The organism is Peribacillus sp. BM1 (assembly GCF_056679975.1).
In genome coordinates this window covers 4,091,773-4,108,237 of the sequence record NZ_CM155259.1, presented here as the reverse complement: position 1 = coordinate 4,108,237, position 16,465 = coordinate 4,091,773, and the positions used below count along the sequence as shown (strand labels likewise).

The following is a 16,465-nucleotide window of genomic DNA, read 5'->3' as shown; positions in this document are numbered from 1 at the left end:
ATTTTACCTTCGACCCCTCCTTGTATCTGTCATAGTTCGGACAAGTACATCATACACTTGTACAAAGTAATTAGACGGGGGAGGACCAAAGTATGGATGATCGAAGAAAGAGAATTCAGGATCGGATTGCGAAGCGGAGAAAGCAGGCTGAACAAAACCAGCAAGGAGCATGGGCGAATTTGATTCAAGACGAATCGGATGGATATCGTCCCGATTTGTCGTATGAAAGCCCATCGCCTGGAAATGATTATCCCCTTTTTAAAAAAGAATGGTTTTTATTTAAAATTCTTGCAGCGGCTTGTTTGTTTTTACTAGTGGCCATTGCTTATAAACATCCGTCCACACAGTTTGATAAAGTGCGAGTTGTTGTGAAAGACACGATGAATCAAGAATTCCAGTTTGCGACAGTAGCATCATGGTATGAAGATACATTCGGGAAGCCAATTGCTTTTTATCCTGATAAAAAGAAAACTGAAACGGGGACGGTTGCAGACAATTCAGATCAGCAATCTGCTCTTCCGGTTATTGGTAAAATCACAGAAAGCTTTGAAGTGAACGGGGAAGGTGTGTTGGTCGAGACATCCCAAATTAAGAACGTAGAAGCATTGAATGAAGGGATTGTCATGTTTGCTGGTGTGAAGGAAGGTTTAGGGAAAACAGTGATGGTTAAGCACGCCGATAAAAGTGAATCATGGTACGGTCAACTCGAGTCAGTGGAAGTAAAGCTTTATGATCCTGTTGTAAAAGGCACTGAAATCGGGAAGGTGACAGCAAGTGAAGACGGTTCAAAAGGGACATTCTATTTGGCAATTAAAAAAAATGATCAATTTATTGATCCTAAACAGGTGATTTCCTTTGAATGAATTAGTAAAGCTGTTATGGAAAGTCAAAATTCATCCTACATTATGGCTCGTGATTGCGATTTCCGTACTGACTTCACATTTCACGCAAATGCTCATGTTTTTTGTCATTATTTTCGTTCATGAAATGGGCCATGCTGCCGCTGCCCACTTCTTTAAATGGCGGATTAAATCGATTCAGTTGCTTCCATTTGGCGGCGCACTGGAAACAGATGAGTATGGAAACAAATCACTAAAGGAAGACTTGATTGTCATTTTGGCAGGACCTGTACAGCATGTATGGCTTGTCGGACTTGCCTATTTGTTCTACTCGTTTTCCATTATACCGTATGAGATGTATCAGCAATTCTTTTACAGCAATGCAGCCGTGATGATATTCAACTTGCTTCCTGTTTGGCCTTTGGATGGTGGCAAACTATTGTTTCTAGGTTTATCAAAGCGAAAATCCTTTCTTGATGCACATTCGTTTACTCTTCTTTTCTCAGCCATTTTGGCAACCGCCGGTCTGATTCTATCGGTTCTATTGATTTCTTTCAATTTGAACGTATGGATTATTGCCTGCTTTATCGGAATCACGCTTGCGATGGAATGGCGTCAGCGTTATTATGCGTTCATTCGTTTTCTACTTGATCGCCATTACGGCAGAAGTGTGGATTTAACAAGGCTTGAACCGATTCAAGTCGATGAGAATGAGATGATTTACAAAGTACTGGAAAAATTTCAGCGCGGGTGTAAACACCCAGTCATTGTGATGAAAAATGGTCAGGAAAGCGGTTCGTTAGATGAAAATGAGCTTCTTCACGCCTATTTTACAAATAAAATGACCAACGGGAAAATCGGTGAATTGTTATATGCGTATTAAATGTGATACTCTAGCAACACACATTGTTTGAAGGGATTTTATAATGAAAAAGCTAATTGCCAATCTATCTACACGAGAAAAAAGATACGCCTGTATAGAAAATGGACGTATCACTAAATTAGAAGTTGTGCCGCCCGATCATGCTAGTAGCGTCGGTAACATTTACCTTGGTAAAGTGACGAAAGTTCTGCCAGGCATGGAGGCGGCGTTTATTGATTATGGAGAAAAAAAGAGTGGATTTTTGTATCGTGATGAGCTTCCATCCTATCAAGAGGCGAAACGAAACGGCACACAGAAAAGCTCGGTCAACCAGTACATACGTGAAGGGGAAAAACTGCTTGTTCAGGTGACCCGTGATGAAACGGGGACAAAAGGAGCCAAGTTGACAGGATTGATTGAATTTTCGAGCAATCATGTTGTTTATATTCACGGAATTGATTATGTCGGCGTGTCGAAAAAATTCAAAAGCCCGGAAAGTCAGAATCAATGGCGAAGTATGGCCTTTACACATAAGAAAGCAGATGAAGGGCTCATTATTCGAACGGCGATGGAAGAAAAAGGCGAGGCTGTATTTCTAAAGCAGCTACATACACAGCGAAAGAAATATGCCCAATTGCTCAAAAAAGCGACCTCATTAAAAAAGCCTACTCTTGTGTGGCGCAGAGATTCATTTCTTGAAAGTATTTTGACAGAAATGACCGACGTTCCAGGTGGGGAGCTTCATGTTGATGATTTCACTTGTTTTCAGGAATTGAAGAAGTGGCAGGAAGATCATGAAAGTGACTGGGCGATTTTTTATGAAACAGGACCGGTAAATGTTTTTTCTCAAGCAGGCATTGAAAGTGATGCAGAGCAAGCGTTGAAGCAGGTTGTGCGGTTAAAGAATGGCAGCTATCTTATTTTTGAAGAAACGGAAGCCTTCACAGTTGTTGATGTGAATACGGGGAAATTTACCGGAAAAGCCCAGAAGGAACAGACGCTATTTGAAACGAATATGCAAGCGGCAAAAGAGATTGCTTATCAACTACGACTTCGGAATATTGGTGGGATTATCTTGATTGATTTCATCAATATGGAACAAGCGGAGCACCGCCGCGCGATTTTCGATATGCTGAAAACAGCAACGAAACAGGATCAAATGCGTGTTCAATTGATTGGTTTTACAGAGCTTGGGATTTTCCAATTGACGAGAAAACGGACATCTGCTTCACTAAGCGAAAAATTAATGACAGCTTGTCCTACATGTCTCGGTACTGGCAAGGTGGATAGCGCAGAAACGGTTGCCTTCAGGCTCGAGCGTGAACTGATGGAACATCGCAAGCTTGAAGAGGAAGCCGTTTTGATTGAAGCGAACGAGGCAGTCGTAGTCATCTTGTTTGGAGAAAATGACTCTTACAAGCCGGTTCTTGAAGAGATGCTTCGCAAAGAAATTCTTGTCACGATTCTCAAAGGGAATGATCATCGATATGAAATCAAACGATTTGGAACAAAGAACGAACTGATGAAAGTACGGGAAAATCTATTGACATAATTCATGAATATATGATAATATCGTACTGTTATGTTTGTAGCACCCGTGCTACAACCGCTCATAGTAGGTTCACAAGCTTTTGCTTTTTGCAAAACGCCTATGATTGGCGAGTCTGAGACATTCAAGGAGGTGCAGGTATGTACGCAATTATTGAAACTGGCGGTAAACAAATTAAAGTAGCAGCAGGCGAAGCAGTTTACATTGAAAAATTAAATGTAGAAGCAGGCGAAACTGTTACATTTGACAAAGTTTTATTCGTAGGTGGCGAAAACGTGAAAGTTGGTGCTCCACTAGTTGACGGCGCTACTGTAACAGGTAAAGTCGAAAAACAAGGGAAACAAAAGAAAATCACGGTTTTCAAATACAAATCGAAGAAGAACTACCACAAAAAACAAGGTCATCGTCAACCATACACTAAAGTTGTTATCGAAGCGATCAACGCGTAAGGCTGATTATTATGATCACAGTAACATTTGATGCTCCACAAAATGTAATCAAATCGTTTACGATGAGTGGACATGCTAATTTCGCTAAAAAAGGTTCAGATCTTGTTTGTGCAGGTGCATCAGCGGTTTCCTTTGGAGCTGTCAATGCAATTATGTCTTTAACGGATGTAGAGCCTGAGATTGAGCAAGGGCAAGACGGCGGATATCTTCGCTGTGTCATTCCGGATTCGATTTCGGATGATGCACAGGAGAAGGTACAGCTACTCTTGAACAGTATGCTTATATCACTTCAGACGATCGAACGTGATTACGGAAAATACATGAAAATTATCCTAAAACATTAGGAGGTGGAACATATGTTAAGATTAGACTTACAGTTCTTTGCTTCCAAAAAGGGAGTAGGTTCTACAAGAAACGGTCGTGACTCACAATCAAAGCGTTTAGGCGCTAAACGTGCAGATGGTCAATTCGTGTCTGGTGGTTCTATTTTATACCGTCAACGCGGAACGAAAATCTACCCGGGTGAAAACGTTGGACGTGGCGGAGATGATACTCTATTCGCGAAAGTGGACGGAGTTGTTAAATTCGAACGTTTCGGACGTGACCGTAAAAAAGTAAGCGTGTATCCAGCAGCACAAGAAGCATAATCCTTACATCTTGAATAAGAAGGCTTTGCTTTAAAGGGTCTGATTCCTTCTATAAACACAATATATCGCGACATTTGCATGAATGGTTTGCTGTATATCGTGAAGAAGGGGTCTGACCCTTTTTTATGATTGAAAAATGGTTGAACAAGCTCTGCCATCGTCCAAAGAACTTATATGTATGTGTTCAATAAGAACCGCGACTTTCCATGAAGGATCAATCATGTAGCACGCTACACTCACCTTATTATAATGGTGGCGGTGCGGAGCTGGAATTTGGGATACTTCCTTTAATAAAATAGTATACCTGCTAAGTAGATGAGCTATATTAGTAAGTAGCGAAGCCTAAGTCCCTATGTCCTTCATACAAAAAGAGTTTTTTGGAAGCTGGTTCATGTAAGGATAATAATCAATCTCCTACTATCCGCACTTCACGAATATTTGATATAATTATAAGAAAAGCGGAGGCACCTTGGGAAGCTAGGTGCTGTAGCTGGACAAGGAAAAGTGGAAGGCGCCGTTTATTGGCGACAAGCGGAAGCACATAAATCAGGTGAAATGCTTTGCGCTAGCTACTTATCAAAATACGTAAGAAGTGAAGTTATTATCCATTTAGAAATACATGACAGAGCCTAATACGAAATAGTAGGAGTAAATCATTTATGGAAAAAGAATGGACAACCGTTGAAATTCTACGCCATTCACGACATGACTGGCTGAATAAAATTCAATTAATAAAAGGCAACTTGGAACTAAACAAACCCGACCGTGTGAAGGCAATTATTGATGATATCATTATAGTGGCTCAGCATGAGGCAAAGATATCCAGTATAGATATGCCTAAATTTAGCGAACTTTTGCTGACAGCTAATTGGACATATAGTGTGTTTCAAAGTGAATTCGAAGTAATTGATCTAGTGCAAGGTACGAGCGTGTTGGATCAAATGATGTATGATTGGACAAAGAATTTTTTTCAGATTCTTGAAGAACAGCTGGATACTTATTGTGAAAATAGATTATCAATCAATATTGATAAAAATGTAAGTACCGATTTAATCCGATTTTCCTTTGATGTACAGGGAAAGATAAAAGATGTATCATCAATTGTTGAATTTTTGCAGAATTCATCAGTGGATAATCAGAAGATAGATCTCGAGGAAGCGACAGAGCAACTTGTCTATTTTACGATGGATATTAAAATGAAACAGAAGACATCTTAGGATTACATACAGAGATAAGGAAGTGATAGCATGTTTATCGATCAAACCAAAGTATTTGTAAAAGGTGGCGACGGTGGGAACGGAATCGTTGCTTACCGAAGAGAAAAATATGTACCAATGGGCGGACCAGCTGGAGGAGATGGCGGGCACGGCGCGAATGTTGTATTTGAGGTAGAAGAAGGATTACGGACACTGATGGATTTCCGTTATCAGCGCCATTTCAAAGCACCACGCGGCGAGCACGGCATGTCAAAAAATATGCACGGCAAAAACGCTAGCGACATGATTGTTAAAGTTCCACCTGGTACAGTAGTTATGGACGAAGATACGAAAGAGGTCATTGCCGATTTAGTCGAACATGGTCAGCGTGCGATCATCGCAAAAGGCGGACGTGGCGGGCGTGGTAACTCTCGCTTTGCGACTCCATCCAATCCAGCGCCGGAAATTGCTGAAAACGGTGAGCCAGGGCAAGAACGGAATATTGTACTTGAGCTTAAATTACTTGCTGATGCAGGGTTAGTCGGATTTCCAAGTGTCGGTAAATCAACCTTGCTTTCGGTTGTTTCTGCTGCACGTCCGAAGATTGCTGAATATCATTTTACTACGATTGTTCCGAATCTTGGCATGGTTGAAACGGAAGATGGCCGTAGCTTTGTTATGGCTGATTTGCCTGGTCTAATTGAAGGAGCTTCAGAGGGTGTTGGACTCGGACATCAATTTTTACGTCATATCGAAAGAACGCGCGTAATCGTTCATGTTATTGATATGTCAGGACTTGAAGGAAGAGATCCATACGAAGATTATCTGACAATCAATAAAGAACTTCAGGAATACAATCTCAGACTTACTGAGCGTCCACAAGTCATTGTGGCAAGCAAGATGGATATGCCTGATTCAGAAGAAAATCTGCAGAAGTTCAAAGAACAATTGACAGATGGCTATCCAATTTTCCCAATTTCAGCTGTTACACGTGAAGGAATTCGTGAACTTTTATATGCTGTTGTAGATAAAATCGAAGAAACACCAGAGTTCTTACTTGAACATGAAGAAGAAGAGACAGGCGTTCACCGTGTCATGTACAAGCATGAATCAGAAAAAGGTGGATTTGAAATTACACGTGATTCAGATGGAAGCTTCAACGTTACTGGTTTCAAAATTGAACGGTTATTCAAAATGACTGATTTCACTCGCGATGAATCGATTCGTCGTTTTGCAAGACAGCTACGTACTTTCGGTGTAGATGAAGCATTGCGCTCACGTGGAGCGACAAATGGCGTGACAGTAAGAATTCTGGAATATGAATTTGAATTTGTGGAATAAGAAATAGTTTAGACAGTTAGTGATAACAGAAAGCTATAAGAAAATGACTTTTATAAAGTGAAACTTCAATCAGTGGGGGTTTTCTTCATCCCCCACTGATTGTTAGTTGAACCAATCGGGCTTTTACGGGCAGTTGTCCCCCACCTATGCTTCTTCGATTCCTCTAAGCCTTGAGGTGGGGGTCTTACTGCCCGTTAATGCGGGATAAAATTTGGAGTCATAGAGTTGGGGGTGCGAGCATGGCGAACAAAATTGATAAACGATTCTTCTTGGTCAGAGAAGATGTGTTGCCGGAAGCGATGAAGAAAACGCTGGATGCGAAGGAAATGATTGAAAGAGGAAAAGCTGGATCAGTCTGGGAAGCCGTCCAACGGGTAGATTTGAGTAGAAGTGCTTATTATAAATACCGCGATACCGTTTTTCCGTTTCATACGATTGTCAAGGAAAAGTTGATTACGTTATTCTTTTATTTGGAAGATCGTTCCGGAACTTTATCAGAGTTGCTGCGTGTCGTCGCATCATCCGGTTGTAATGTGTTAACCATTCACCAAACAATCCCGCTTCAAGGTCGAGCCAATGTGACGTTATCACTCGACGCAAGTGCGATGAAGGTTGGAGTGGATGAAATGATGACGAATTTCAGGAAAATGGAGTTTGTCGAAAAGGTGGAAGTACTAGGGTCTGGTACGTGATTGGTAGCCCCCATGCATGTTGTGTGCGTGGGGCTTTTTCTATAGATTCCCGCATGTTTTATTCATACGATGCATAAATCTCAGATTTGACGCATAAATTCATCTCCGGCGCGCAAATCTCAAATCCGGCTCGAGAAGTACTGATTCCGGCACGCAAACCCTCTGAACGGGCGTGCTAAATTGATTTCTGGCTCGCAAAGTTGGAAAAGGAAGGTTTTATGCCTAGATTAACTACTAAATCCGACTTATATTCTCATTTTCATGCAATCATTCTTTCGTTTTTTCACCTTTTGTTGCAAAATTATTGTAAAATATCAGAATATAGCATAATATAGACATTATTTTCGTGAAAAAGGAGTTTGTTTACATGACATATGAAATTGCTTTCTTGGGCCCAAAGGCAACATTCACGGATTTAGCGGTTTCTCAGCTTTTCCCTGATGCAAAGAAGATCCCGATGCCGACGATTCTTGACTGTCTAGATGCAGTGGAAAAAGGAGAGGTGAAACTCGCTCTTGTTCCGATTGAGAATGCGTTGGAAGGTTCGGTCAACATCACGATTGATTATTTAACCCATGAAGCACAGTTGCCGATACGGGGAGAAATTATTATCCCGATTCAGCAACATTATATGGTTCATCCTACTCATAATGATCCGGCATTTAAACCGGATATCGTCTATTCCCATTCCCATGCGATCGCGCAATGCCATAAATTTTTGCATCGCGAGTTGAAAGGGATTCCTTATGAATATACAACGTCAACGGCAGCAGCGGCAAAAATGGTCAAAGAGAATCCAGAGCGGAAAATTGCGGCGATTGCCAATGAGATGGCAGCGGAGGAATATGGACTAGTCATCACGAATCGTAATGTTCATGATTATTCCCATAATCACACGAAGTTCGTTGTCGTTTCTCATGAAGAGGTAGCGTATCATGGTCATTTGGCGGCGGAAGGTGGAAGGAAAACGACGCTTATGGTCATGCTACCAGCGGATTATACCGGAGCGCTGCATCAGGTGTTATCTGCATTTGCTTGGAGGAAGCTGAATCTTTCTAAAATCGAGTCTCGGCCAATGAAAACGGGTCTTGGTGATTACCTCTTTATTATTGACGTGGAAATGGCGATGGACGAAGTGTTGATTCCAGGAACGATTGCTGAGCTAGAGGCTTTGGGCTGCAAAGTTTCAATTCTTGGTTCCTATCCTAGCTTCTCCGTTAAAAGTGGCGTCATGCAGAAGTGAATTTTAAAAGAAAAATGAACGAGAAAACTAAAAGGGTCTGACCTCGCACTTTATATCAGTATGTAGTGCCTCATGCACGTATCTTATACTGTATTTCATTGTTGCGGGGTCTGACCCTTTGCTATCTAAGAGACATCTTTAATCAATAAGGATGTCTGCTTTCTTTAGTGCTGCCTCTGCTTCGTTGAGGAGTTCCTCAGACGATGCGGCAATCGTATGTAAATGAATGCCGTTCGTCAATTCAGACAAATAGGCGGCTTTCGTTTGCGAAACTTTCTCCAAGAATTGCTGAACTTCCTTGCGATTGGCCACCATAATCGAAGCTGTCAAATCACCGTACACAGGATGTTCAACTTTTACATCCTTTACCATAATACCGAGGTCAACAAGTAGATTTAATTCGGTTTCAGTGAGTGACGGATCATGATTGCATGCGACAGTGCGTTCATGCATGGTTGGCTTTTTTGATTGCAAATATATATAGCCTTGACTTGTGGCGACAATTGGCTCATTTCTAGCTTTGAGCAAGGTAATATCGCTCACAATCACTTGCCGGCTTACATTCGTCATTTTCGAGAGTGTGCTTCCTGTAATCGGCTGCTCGGATGTTTGTAGTAAACTTAGTAGTTTTCCCCGTCTTTCTTCCCCTAGCAATTTCTTTCTTTCTGTCATTGTACCGCTCCTTAACGTAATTATCGATATCCCCAGTTTATCATAAGAGACTCCTAAACCGTAATAATGTCAATGATACCTTGACTTAGATTTCGAACATCATCTTCCGTTGTACTTTTGCCAAATGAAATCCGAATGAGCTGATGCGCTTCTTCTTCTGATTTTCCGAGTGCCATCATCGTTCTTGAAGGATCTTGTTTTCCGATTTGACAAGCACTTCCTGTGGATACACTAAACCCCATTCGATTTAATTCCAGCAACATATATTGTCCTTGTAAACCTCTACAAGTAAGCGCAAGAATGTATGGGGATTGGGAAGAAGATTCAATAACTTGAACGTCCATAGCATAGTCAGAAAGCTGATTCAAGCAAAGATCGCGTAATGCTTGAATTCGAATGAACTCTTGATTTTGCTGGTCTACAAGAGCATTCGCTGCCGTAATAAAGGCGGCAATGCCAGGAACATTGACTGTCCCAGCACGAAAGCCCGCTTCATGTGTCATATTGGGAATCGGTGGGGTAAGCTCGCTAATTTTTGGGAAAATTACGGCACCAACGCCCTTTGGTCCATACACTTTATGACTAGACATACTAAGGCTATCGCAAAGCGCACATATGGATTGAAGCGGAAACTTCCCAAACGATTGTACACAATCGACATGTAGGAAAATTCCTCGTTCTTGTGTAATCTGACCAATCTCTATAATTGGTTGAATGACGCCAGTTTCAGAGTTGATATGCTGAACAATGACCATGCATGTCCGTTCATTCACACATTCACATAGATGATCTACATCAACTCTTCCATCTTCCAAATGCCGTAAATACGTGACTTCATAGCCTGTTTCTGCAAGTTTTTTCACGTAATTTGCTAAAGAAGCGTGTTCCGTTTGACTGATTATGATCTGGTTTTGCGTCCGGTTTCGTGAAGCTAAAAAAGTCTCTAAGGCAAGGATGTTGCTTTCGGTTCCGCCACTTGTAAAGACAACACTCTCTTTTTTTACCCCGAGAATTTGGGCAAGTTGTTGCCGTGATACATCAAGCAGTCCAGAAGCATCAGTCCCGATATCATGAAGGCTTGCACTATTGCCGAAGTAACGTTGTGAAGCTTCGATCCAGATCTTCATTGCATCAGGATCCATGGGTGTTGTTGCTGCATAGTCAAAATATTTCAATATGTCCACATCCACATTCTTAGTTAAATAGACTACTAGAAAAAAACTCTTGTAAATCATTTAATAGTATGTAAAGATATGTGTCAAGACATCTGTTTGTACAGGAGGCGGAAATATGGACCCGGTGGATGTACTGATAGTCGGTAGTGGTGTTGCGGCTATGCAGACGGCGCTTAGAGCTAGCAAGACTAAACATGTGATACTCATCACAAAATCAGAGCTTAGACAAAGTAATTCCTATTTAGCTCAAGGTGGCATTGCTTGTGCAATCGCAAATGAGGATAAACCTGAGCTACATAAAATAGATACAGTTTGTGCTGGTCGCCATTACAATAATCGGCTTGCCGTTGAAAAGCTTGTGACAGAAGGTCCTGGTGTGATTCAAGAACTTATGCATTCAGGGATGGAGTTTGATTGTAACAAACAAGGCGTGCCATTGCTTGGATTGGAAGGGGCGCATAGTCAAAGAAGGATTCTCCATCGTCATGGTGATGCAACAGGCAAGCATCTGATGGAACATTTTTTGCAGCAAATAGCCAAATCTTCCATACAAGTGAGGGAGTATACAGCGGCGATTGAATTAATTCTCGGACAAGACGACTCATGTATCGGCGTCAAAACGATGAGCAAAGAGGGAAAAGTTGAATCCCTTTATGCGAAAGCAGTGGTGTTGGCAACCGGGGGCTGTGGATCACTATTTCGTTTCACTTCCAATTCACCTACTGTGAGCGGTGATGGCATTGCGTTAGCTTTTAAAGCAGGAGCGAGAATTCGAGATATGGAATTTATTCAATTTCATCCGACCTTGCTTTACATAAATGGCAACACGAAAGGGCTAGTGTCAGAAGCTGTTCGGGGAGAAGGGGCAGCGCTGATTACAGAAAGAGGGCAGCGAATTATGAACGATGTGCATCCGCAAAAAGAGCTTGCTCCCCGCCATATCGTTGCGCAAACGATTTATGCTTATTTGAAAAATGGTGAACAAGTATATCTAGATATCTCGATGATTGCTGATTTCAATAAACGGTTTCCGACCATTGCTGCGCTTTGTGAAAATAATGGGCTGGATCTAAGAAGGCCGAGAATTCCGGTTGCTCCAGGAAATCATTTTTTAATGGGTGGCATTGAAGTAGATGAATGGGGAAAAACGTCTGTTCAAGGGCTATATGCAGTAGGAGAAGTGGCTTGTACGGGTGTTCATGGTGCGAACCGCCTTGCGAGCAATTCCCTGCTTGAAGGACTCGTTTATGGCAAGTTGTTAGGCAAGCATCTTGCAGAAGCACCTGAACGAGTTTGGCCTGTTGAAAAAAAGGAAACAAAACGAGCGGAAGTGCAACTCGTTTTACCTAATCTAACAGAGATACAAGCAAATATAATGAATGATGCAGGAATCGTTCGTAATCAAGCGAATCTTTCCAGGCTACTATCGTGGCTGGAATCATTTGATCTGAAAGCATTATTGAATGTTGATGTGACAAGGCTTTCTTTAGGTGAACTAGATAAAATCAACGCGATAATCGTGTCGTGGTTGATTGCCTATTCTGCATTAGAGAGAACCGAAAGTAGAGGTGGTCATTTTCGAACAGACTATCCGCTTGAAAATAATGAGGAGTGGCGTGAGGAATCTGTTGTACTTGACCGAAAGCGAGCCATCCATCCATTGAAAGGTCGGGAACTTTATGAACAAATTAAAGCTTAAGCAAGTATTGGAAGCATTTTTCATAGAAGACATCGGTGAACGTGATGTAACGAGTGATACATTGTTTGCTAAAGATGAGCGTGGCACATTAACGTTTTTAGCGAAGGAAAAAGGTGTTTTTTCAGGAAGTGATGTGATTAAGACCGGATTTTCCTTACTGGATGAGGATGTGTTGATCGAATCTTTAGTACAAGATGGCGAAGCATTTGAAGCAGGCTGTACACTCGTTTCCATCACGGGCAACATGGCAGCGCTGCTGAAGGGAGAGCGGGTCGTTCTTAATTTAGTGCAAAGAATGTCTAGTATTGCTACGGCTTCTAGGCAAGCTTGTACCTTATTAGAAGGAACGAAGACGAAAGCTTGTGATACACGAAAAACAACGCCAGGCCTGCGGATGCTTGAAAAATATGCGGTCCGTTCTGGTGGGGCATATAATCATCGCTACGGATTATATGATGCTGTCATGATTAAGGATAATCATATTTCTTTCGCCGGATCAATTACAAAAGCGGTTGAAATCGTGAAATCGAAGCTTGGTCATACCGTGAAAATTGAAGTAGAAACAGAATCAGCAGAACAAGTAAGAGAAGCAGTGGCAGCGGGTGCTGATATTATTATGTTTGATAATAGAACACCAGAAGAAATTGCAGACCTTGTCAAACTCGTGCCACCCCATATTATCACGGAAGCATCTGGGGGCATCACATTGCACACTTTAGCCTTGTACCGCGAGACAAATGTTGATTTTATTTCGCTGGGCTGTCTGACACATAGTGTTCGGGCATTGGATATTAGCGCAAAAGTAATGGAATGCGAGGAGGTTCTGTAATGAGTATTTTGGATATGGTAAAAGCGTCAACCAGTGTTTTACCTGAAACGTATAAAACGATGTCAAACGAACAAATGGAAGCCCGTGTTTGGGAAATTAAGAAAGAACTTGGTGGACGATTGTTTATTCCAGGTCATCATTATCAACGTGAGGAAGTCATTCAGTTCGCTGATGTAACAGGGGATTCTCTGCAACTGGCACAGCTTGCTGCCCAAAACCGTGAGGCGGAATCGATCGTGTTTTGCGGTGTTCACTTTATGGCGGAGACGGCTGATATATTGACATCTCCTGAGCAAACAGTCATTTTACCGGACATGCGAGCAGGGTGTTCGATGGCGGATATGGCCGATATTGAGCAAACGGAACGAGCCTGGTCAAAGCTTTCGGCGATGTACGGTGACACAATTTTGCCACTTACCTATGTAAATTCAACAGCAGCCATTAAAGCTTTTGTCGGCAAAAATGGCGGCGCGACCGTCACCTCATCAAACGCCAAAGAAATGGTGTCGTGGGCGTTTTCCGAAAAGCAACGAATTTTATTTTTACCTGATCAGCATTTAGGGAGAAATACCGCTTATGATCTTGGTATCCCTCTCGATAAAATGGCAGTCTGGGATCCATATAAGGACGAACTGATTTATGATGGAAACGTTGAGGATGTACTCGTGCTATTGTGGAAGGGACATTGTTCCGTTCATGAAAATTTCACAACAAAGAATATTGAAGCATTACGAACAGAGCGTCCTGGGATGAATATCATTGTTCACCCAGAATGTCGCAGAGAAGTTGTCGAGAAGTCCGACTATGCCGGTTCGACATCTTATATTATCGATAAAATTGAAAACGCTCCTCCCGGTAGTGAGTGGGCGATTGGTACAGAAATGAATCTTGTCAAACGGTTGATCAACAAGTATCCAGATAAAGAAATCATTTCTTTAAATCCCAATATGTGCCCCTGCTTGACGATGAACCGTATTGATTTACCTCATTTACTATGGTCTTTGGAATCGATTGTAAATGGCGTTCGGTTTAATCCAATTGAAGTGCCACAAAAAATCGCCAAGGATGCCATTCTTGCCTTAAATCGCATGCTTGAACGTGCGTAAGCTTAGACGAATAACTTATACTGCTTCTTGACCAATCCCACAGCTAAAGCAGTGGGATTCTTTTTTTGCTATTTCCTAAGCCACGAACGGGGTTCCGCTCATAAAAACGTCACCTCCCGCATAAGTTTTGATGATAATGATAGCAATTTGCCTAATGCGTCATAGTATATATGGACTTATGCATAGGAGGGGTTTGCAGCGTGAAAATTCATATAGTCCAAAAAGGTGATACTCTTTGGAAACTATCAAAGAAATATGGGGTAAGTTTTGAAGAGCTTAAAAAGGTCAATACACAGCTCAGCAATCCGGATATGATGATGCCTGGTATGAAAATAAAAATTCCCGGAGCAAGTGGGCATGCCGCGAAAGATGGGCACCATCATGCGAAAATCAATTACGGTACAAAGGCCGGGGCTGTGGAGCAACATCCTATTATGAAAGAACAGCATGTTGTGAAGGAATATCCAATCATGCAACAACCAATCATGAAAGAACAACCGATCATGCAACAACCAATCATGAAAGAACAACCGATCATGCAACAACCAATCATGAAAGAACAACCAATCATGCAACAACCAATCGTGAAAGAAAAGCCAATTGTAAAAGAAAAGCCAATCGTGAAAGAGAAGCCGATTGTAAAAGAGAAAGTAATCGTGAAGGAACAACCGATTATCAAAGAAGTGCCAATTCCTCAACCGGTTATTCCAGAAATTGATATTAATAACTATTATATGGTGAATATGGCGAATATGAATGTGCAAAAGCCTGTTGTTCAGCCACAAATGCCGGTAATACCTGAACAGCCAAAACAGGTGCTTCCTAGCTATGAAGTAGAAGAAATTGTTGAATCCATGGAAGTTGAATGTGTGCAGGAGGAAATTCCCGAAGAGGAGTGTAAGCCTATTACACCTATAATGCCAGGTACTGGTTTTTGTTATCCACCACCACCTAATCCTTGGGTCTATGCACAAATGCCTGGTATGGTAGCGGGCGCGCATAGCATGCCGAGTCCAACCGGGTATGGCTATCCACAGCAGCCGGTTTATGGTATGGGCCATCAAATGCCACAGGTTGGATCTCATCATCACCATATGGACGAATCATCATCTGATGACGTGTATCATCATCACCATCATTACTATGGAAACGAAAATATACATGGAGTCATGCACCAACAGCCTTATCAGCAAAATCAGGGTGGCTATCAGGTTCCGTATGCAAAACATGATTCCCCCGATGAGTCACATGGTGGAGTGATGGGATCTTCATACAATCCATATACACAGCCACAATACGCACCAGCTAGTCAACCGTTAGCAAATAAAGAATCAGATTGTGGGTGCGGTCCGAAGCTTGTGGCGCAACCATATAATCTGAATCAGCCGGGCTATGCAATGGGCTCTGGGCATCATCAAGCTATGAATCCACAAGTACATCCCAATATGGGAGGGTACGACCATACAGAATCATCCGATGATCCAGATCACGACATTCCGGTAGCACATCCAGGATACGGAGGTCAGTCAGGATACGGTGGCCAGCCGGGCTATGCAATGAACCCCGGACATCAACAACAGGCTTCATATCCACAAGTAAATCCTAATATGGAAGGGTATCACCATACAGAATCGGGTATAGAATCTGATTATAATGATACCAACATTCCGGTAGCGCAACCAGGATATGGAGGTCAGCCGGGATTCGGCGGCAATCCAGGATACGGAGGTCAACCAGTAGGAGGAATGCCAGGATACGGAGGTCAACCGGGGTTCGGCGGCAATCCAGGATACGGAGGTCAACCAGTAGGAGGAATGCCAGGATACGGAGGTCAGCCGGGATTCGGCGGCAATCCAGGATACGGAGGTCAACCAGTAGGAGGAATGCCAGGATACGGAGGTCAGCCGGGATTCGGCGGCAATCCAGGGTACGGAGGCCAACCAGTAGGAGGAATGCCAGGGTACGGAGGCCAACCGGTTGGCGGCAATCCAGGATATGGAGGTCAACCAGTAGGAGGAATGCCAGGGTACGGAGGTCAACCAGTAGGAGGAATGCCAGGACACGGAGGCCAACCAAGTTTCAGTGGCCAACCCGGACCAAGTGGCCAATTAGGATTTGGTGGTTATCCAGGATATGGAGGTCAACCAGATATTATGCCAGGAAGGG

The 16,465-nt window shown here is 42.5% G+C and carries 15 protein-coding genes, 1 pseudogene and 1 other annotated feature; of the genes and pseudogenes, 14 read left to right on the top strand and 2 right to left on the bottom strand.

Annotation, left to right across the window (positions count from 1 at the left end; all coding sequences use genetic code 11):
• Positions 1-92: 92 nt before the first annotated feature.
• From AC1MGI_RS19640 to pheA, 10 genes are all read left to right on the top strand, one after another.
• Positions 93-863, top strand: a complete 771-nt coding sequence (locus tag AC1MGI_RS19640) for a peptidoglycan DD-metalloendopeptidase family protein (protein ID WP_480347197.1) — start codon at positions 93-95, stop codon at positions 861-863.
• Positions 856-1,722 (top strand): M50 family metallopeptidase, encoded by an 867-nt coding sequence (locus AC1MGI_RS19635; RefSeq protein WP_480347196.1) that lies wholly within the window; start codon positions 856-858, stop codon positions 1,720-1,722. The genes AC1MGI_RS19640 and AC1MGI_RS19635 overlap by 8 nt, the downstream gene beginning before the upstream one ends.
• Positions 1,723-1,765: 43 nt before the next feature.
• Positions 1,766-3,253 (top strand): Rne/Rng family ribonuclease, encoded by a 1,488-nt coding sequence (locus AC1MGI_RS19630; RefSeq protein WP_480347195.1) that lies wholly within the window; start codon positions 1,766-1,768, stop codon positions 3,251-3,253.
• Between the two features lie 42 nt (positions 3,254-3,295).
• Positions 3,296-3,377, top strand: a sequence feature (ribosomal protein L21 leader region).
• 13 nt (positions 3,378-3,390) lie between these two features.
• Positions 3,391-3,699, top strand: coding sequence for a 50S ribosomal protein L21 (rplU, locus tag AC1MGI_RS19625; RefSeq protein ID WP_028392079.1), 309 nt, complete (start codon positions 3,391-3,393; stop codon positions 3,697-3,699).
• Between the two features lie 11 nt (positions 3,700-3,710).
• Positions 3,711-4,043 carry a ribosomal-processing cysteine protease Prp gene (locus AC1MGI_RS19620; RefSeq protein WP_480347193.1) on the top strand — a complete coding sequence of 111 codons (333 nt, stop codon included), beginning with the start codon at positions 3,711-3,713 and terminating at the stop codon, positions 4,041-4,043.
• 12 nt (positions 4,044-4,055) lie between these two features.
• Positions 4,056-4,346, top strand: a complete 291-nt coding sequence (gene rpmA / locus AC1MGI_RS19615) for a 50S ribosomal protein L27 (RefSeq protein WP_049682444.1) — start codon at positions 4,056-4,058, stop codon at positions 4,344-4,346.
• Positions 4,347-5,005: 659 nt separating this feature from the next.
• Complete coding sequence (locus AC1MGI_RS19610; RefSeq protein WP_480347191.1) at positions 5,006-5,563, top strand: Spo0B C-terminal domain-containing protein; 558 nt, start codon at positions 5,006-5,008, stop codon at positions 5,561-5,563.
• A 30-nt stretch (positions 5,564-5,593) separates the two neighbouring features.
• Complete coding sequence (gene obgE, locus AC1MGI_RS19605) at positions 5,594-6,883, top strand: GTPase ObgE (protein WP_480347189.1); 1,290 nt, start codon at positions 5,594-5,596, stop codon at positions 6,881-6,883.
• A 239-nt stretch (positions 6,884-7,122) separates the two neighbouring features.
• A complete protein-coding gene (locus AC1MGI_RS19600) occupies positions 7,123-7,575 on the top strand; it encodes an ACT domain-containing protein (protein WP_480347187.1) in 453 nt (150 codons plus the stop codon).
• A 367-nt stretch (positions 7,576-7,942) separates the two neighbouring features.
• Positions 7,943-8,818, top strand: a complete 876-nt coding sequence (pheA, locus tag AC1MGI_RS19595; RefSeq protein ID WP_480347185.1) for a prephenate dehydratase — start codon at positions 7,943-7,945, stop codon at positions 8,816-8,818.
• 138 nt (positions 8,819-8,956) lie between these two features.
• Here the strand turns inward: pheA and AC1MGI_RS19590 are convergent, their stop codons facing one another.
• Positions 8,957-9,490, bottom strand: coding sequence for a transcription repressor NadR (locus AC1MGI_RS19590; protein ID WP_403069407.1), 534 nt, complete (start codon positions 9,488-9,490; stop codon positions 8,957-8,959).
• Between the two features lie 53 nt (positions 9,491-9,543).
• On the bottom strand, positions 9,544-10,665 hold the full coding sequence (locus AC1MGI_RS19585) for an IscS subfamily cysteine desulfurase (RefSeq protein WP_480347183.1): 1,122 nt from the start codon (positions 10,663-10,665) through the stop codon (positions 9,544-9,546).
• 115 nt (positions 10,666-10,780) lie between these two features.
• Here AC1MGI_RS19585 and nadB point away from each other — a divergent pair, with 115 nt between their 5' ends.
• The 4 genes and pseudogenes from nadB to safA all read left to right on the top strand — a co-directional run.
• A complete protein-coding gene (nadB, locus tag AC1MGI_RS19580; protein WP_480347182.1) occupies positions 10,781-12,364 on the top strand; it encodes an L-aspartate oxidase in 1,584 nt (527 codons plus the stop codon).
• Positions 12,345-13,193: a carboxylating nicotinate-nucleotide diphosphorylase gene (gene nadC, locus AC1MGI_RS19575; RefSeq protein WP_480347180.1), complete on the top strand. Its 849-nt coding sequence runs from the start codon at positions 12,345-12,347 to the stop codon at positions 13,191-13,193. Before nadB ends, nadC begins: the two co-directional genes overlap by 20 nt.
• Entirely contained in the window at positions 13,193-14,299 is a 1,107-nt protein-coding gene (gene nadA / locus AC1MGI_RS19570) for a quinolinate synthase NadA (protein WP_480347179.1), read from the top strand. The genes nadC and nadA overlap by 1 nt, the downstream gene beginning before the upstream one ends.
• Before the next feature lie 200 nt (positions 14,300-14,499).
• Positions 14,500-14,644: pseudogene (gene safA, locus AC1MGI_RS19565) on the top strand (SafA/ExsA family spore coat assembly protein); the annotation flags it as partial.
• Positions 14,645-16,465: the final 1,821 nt, after the last annotated feature.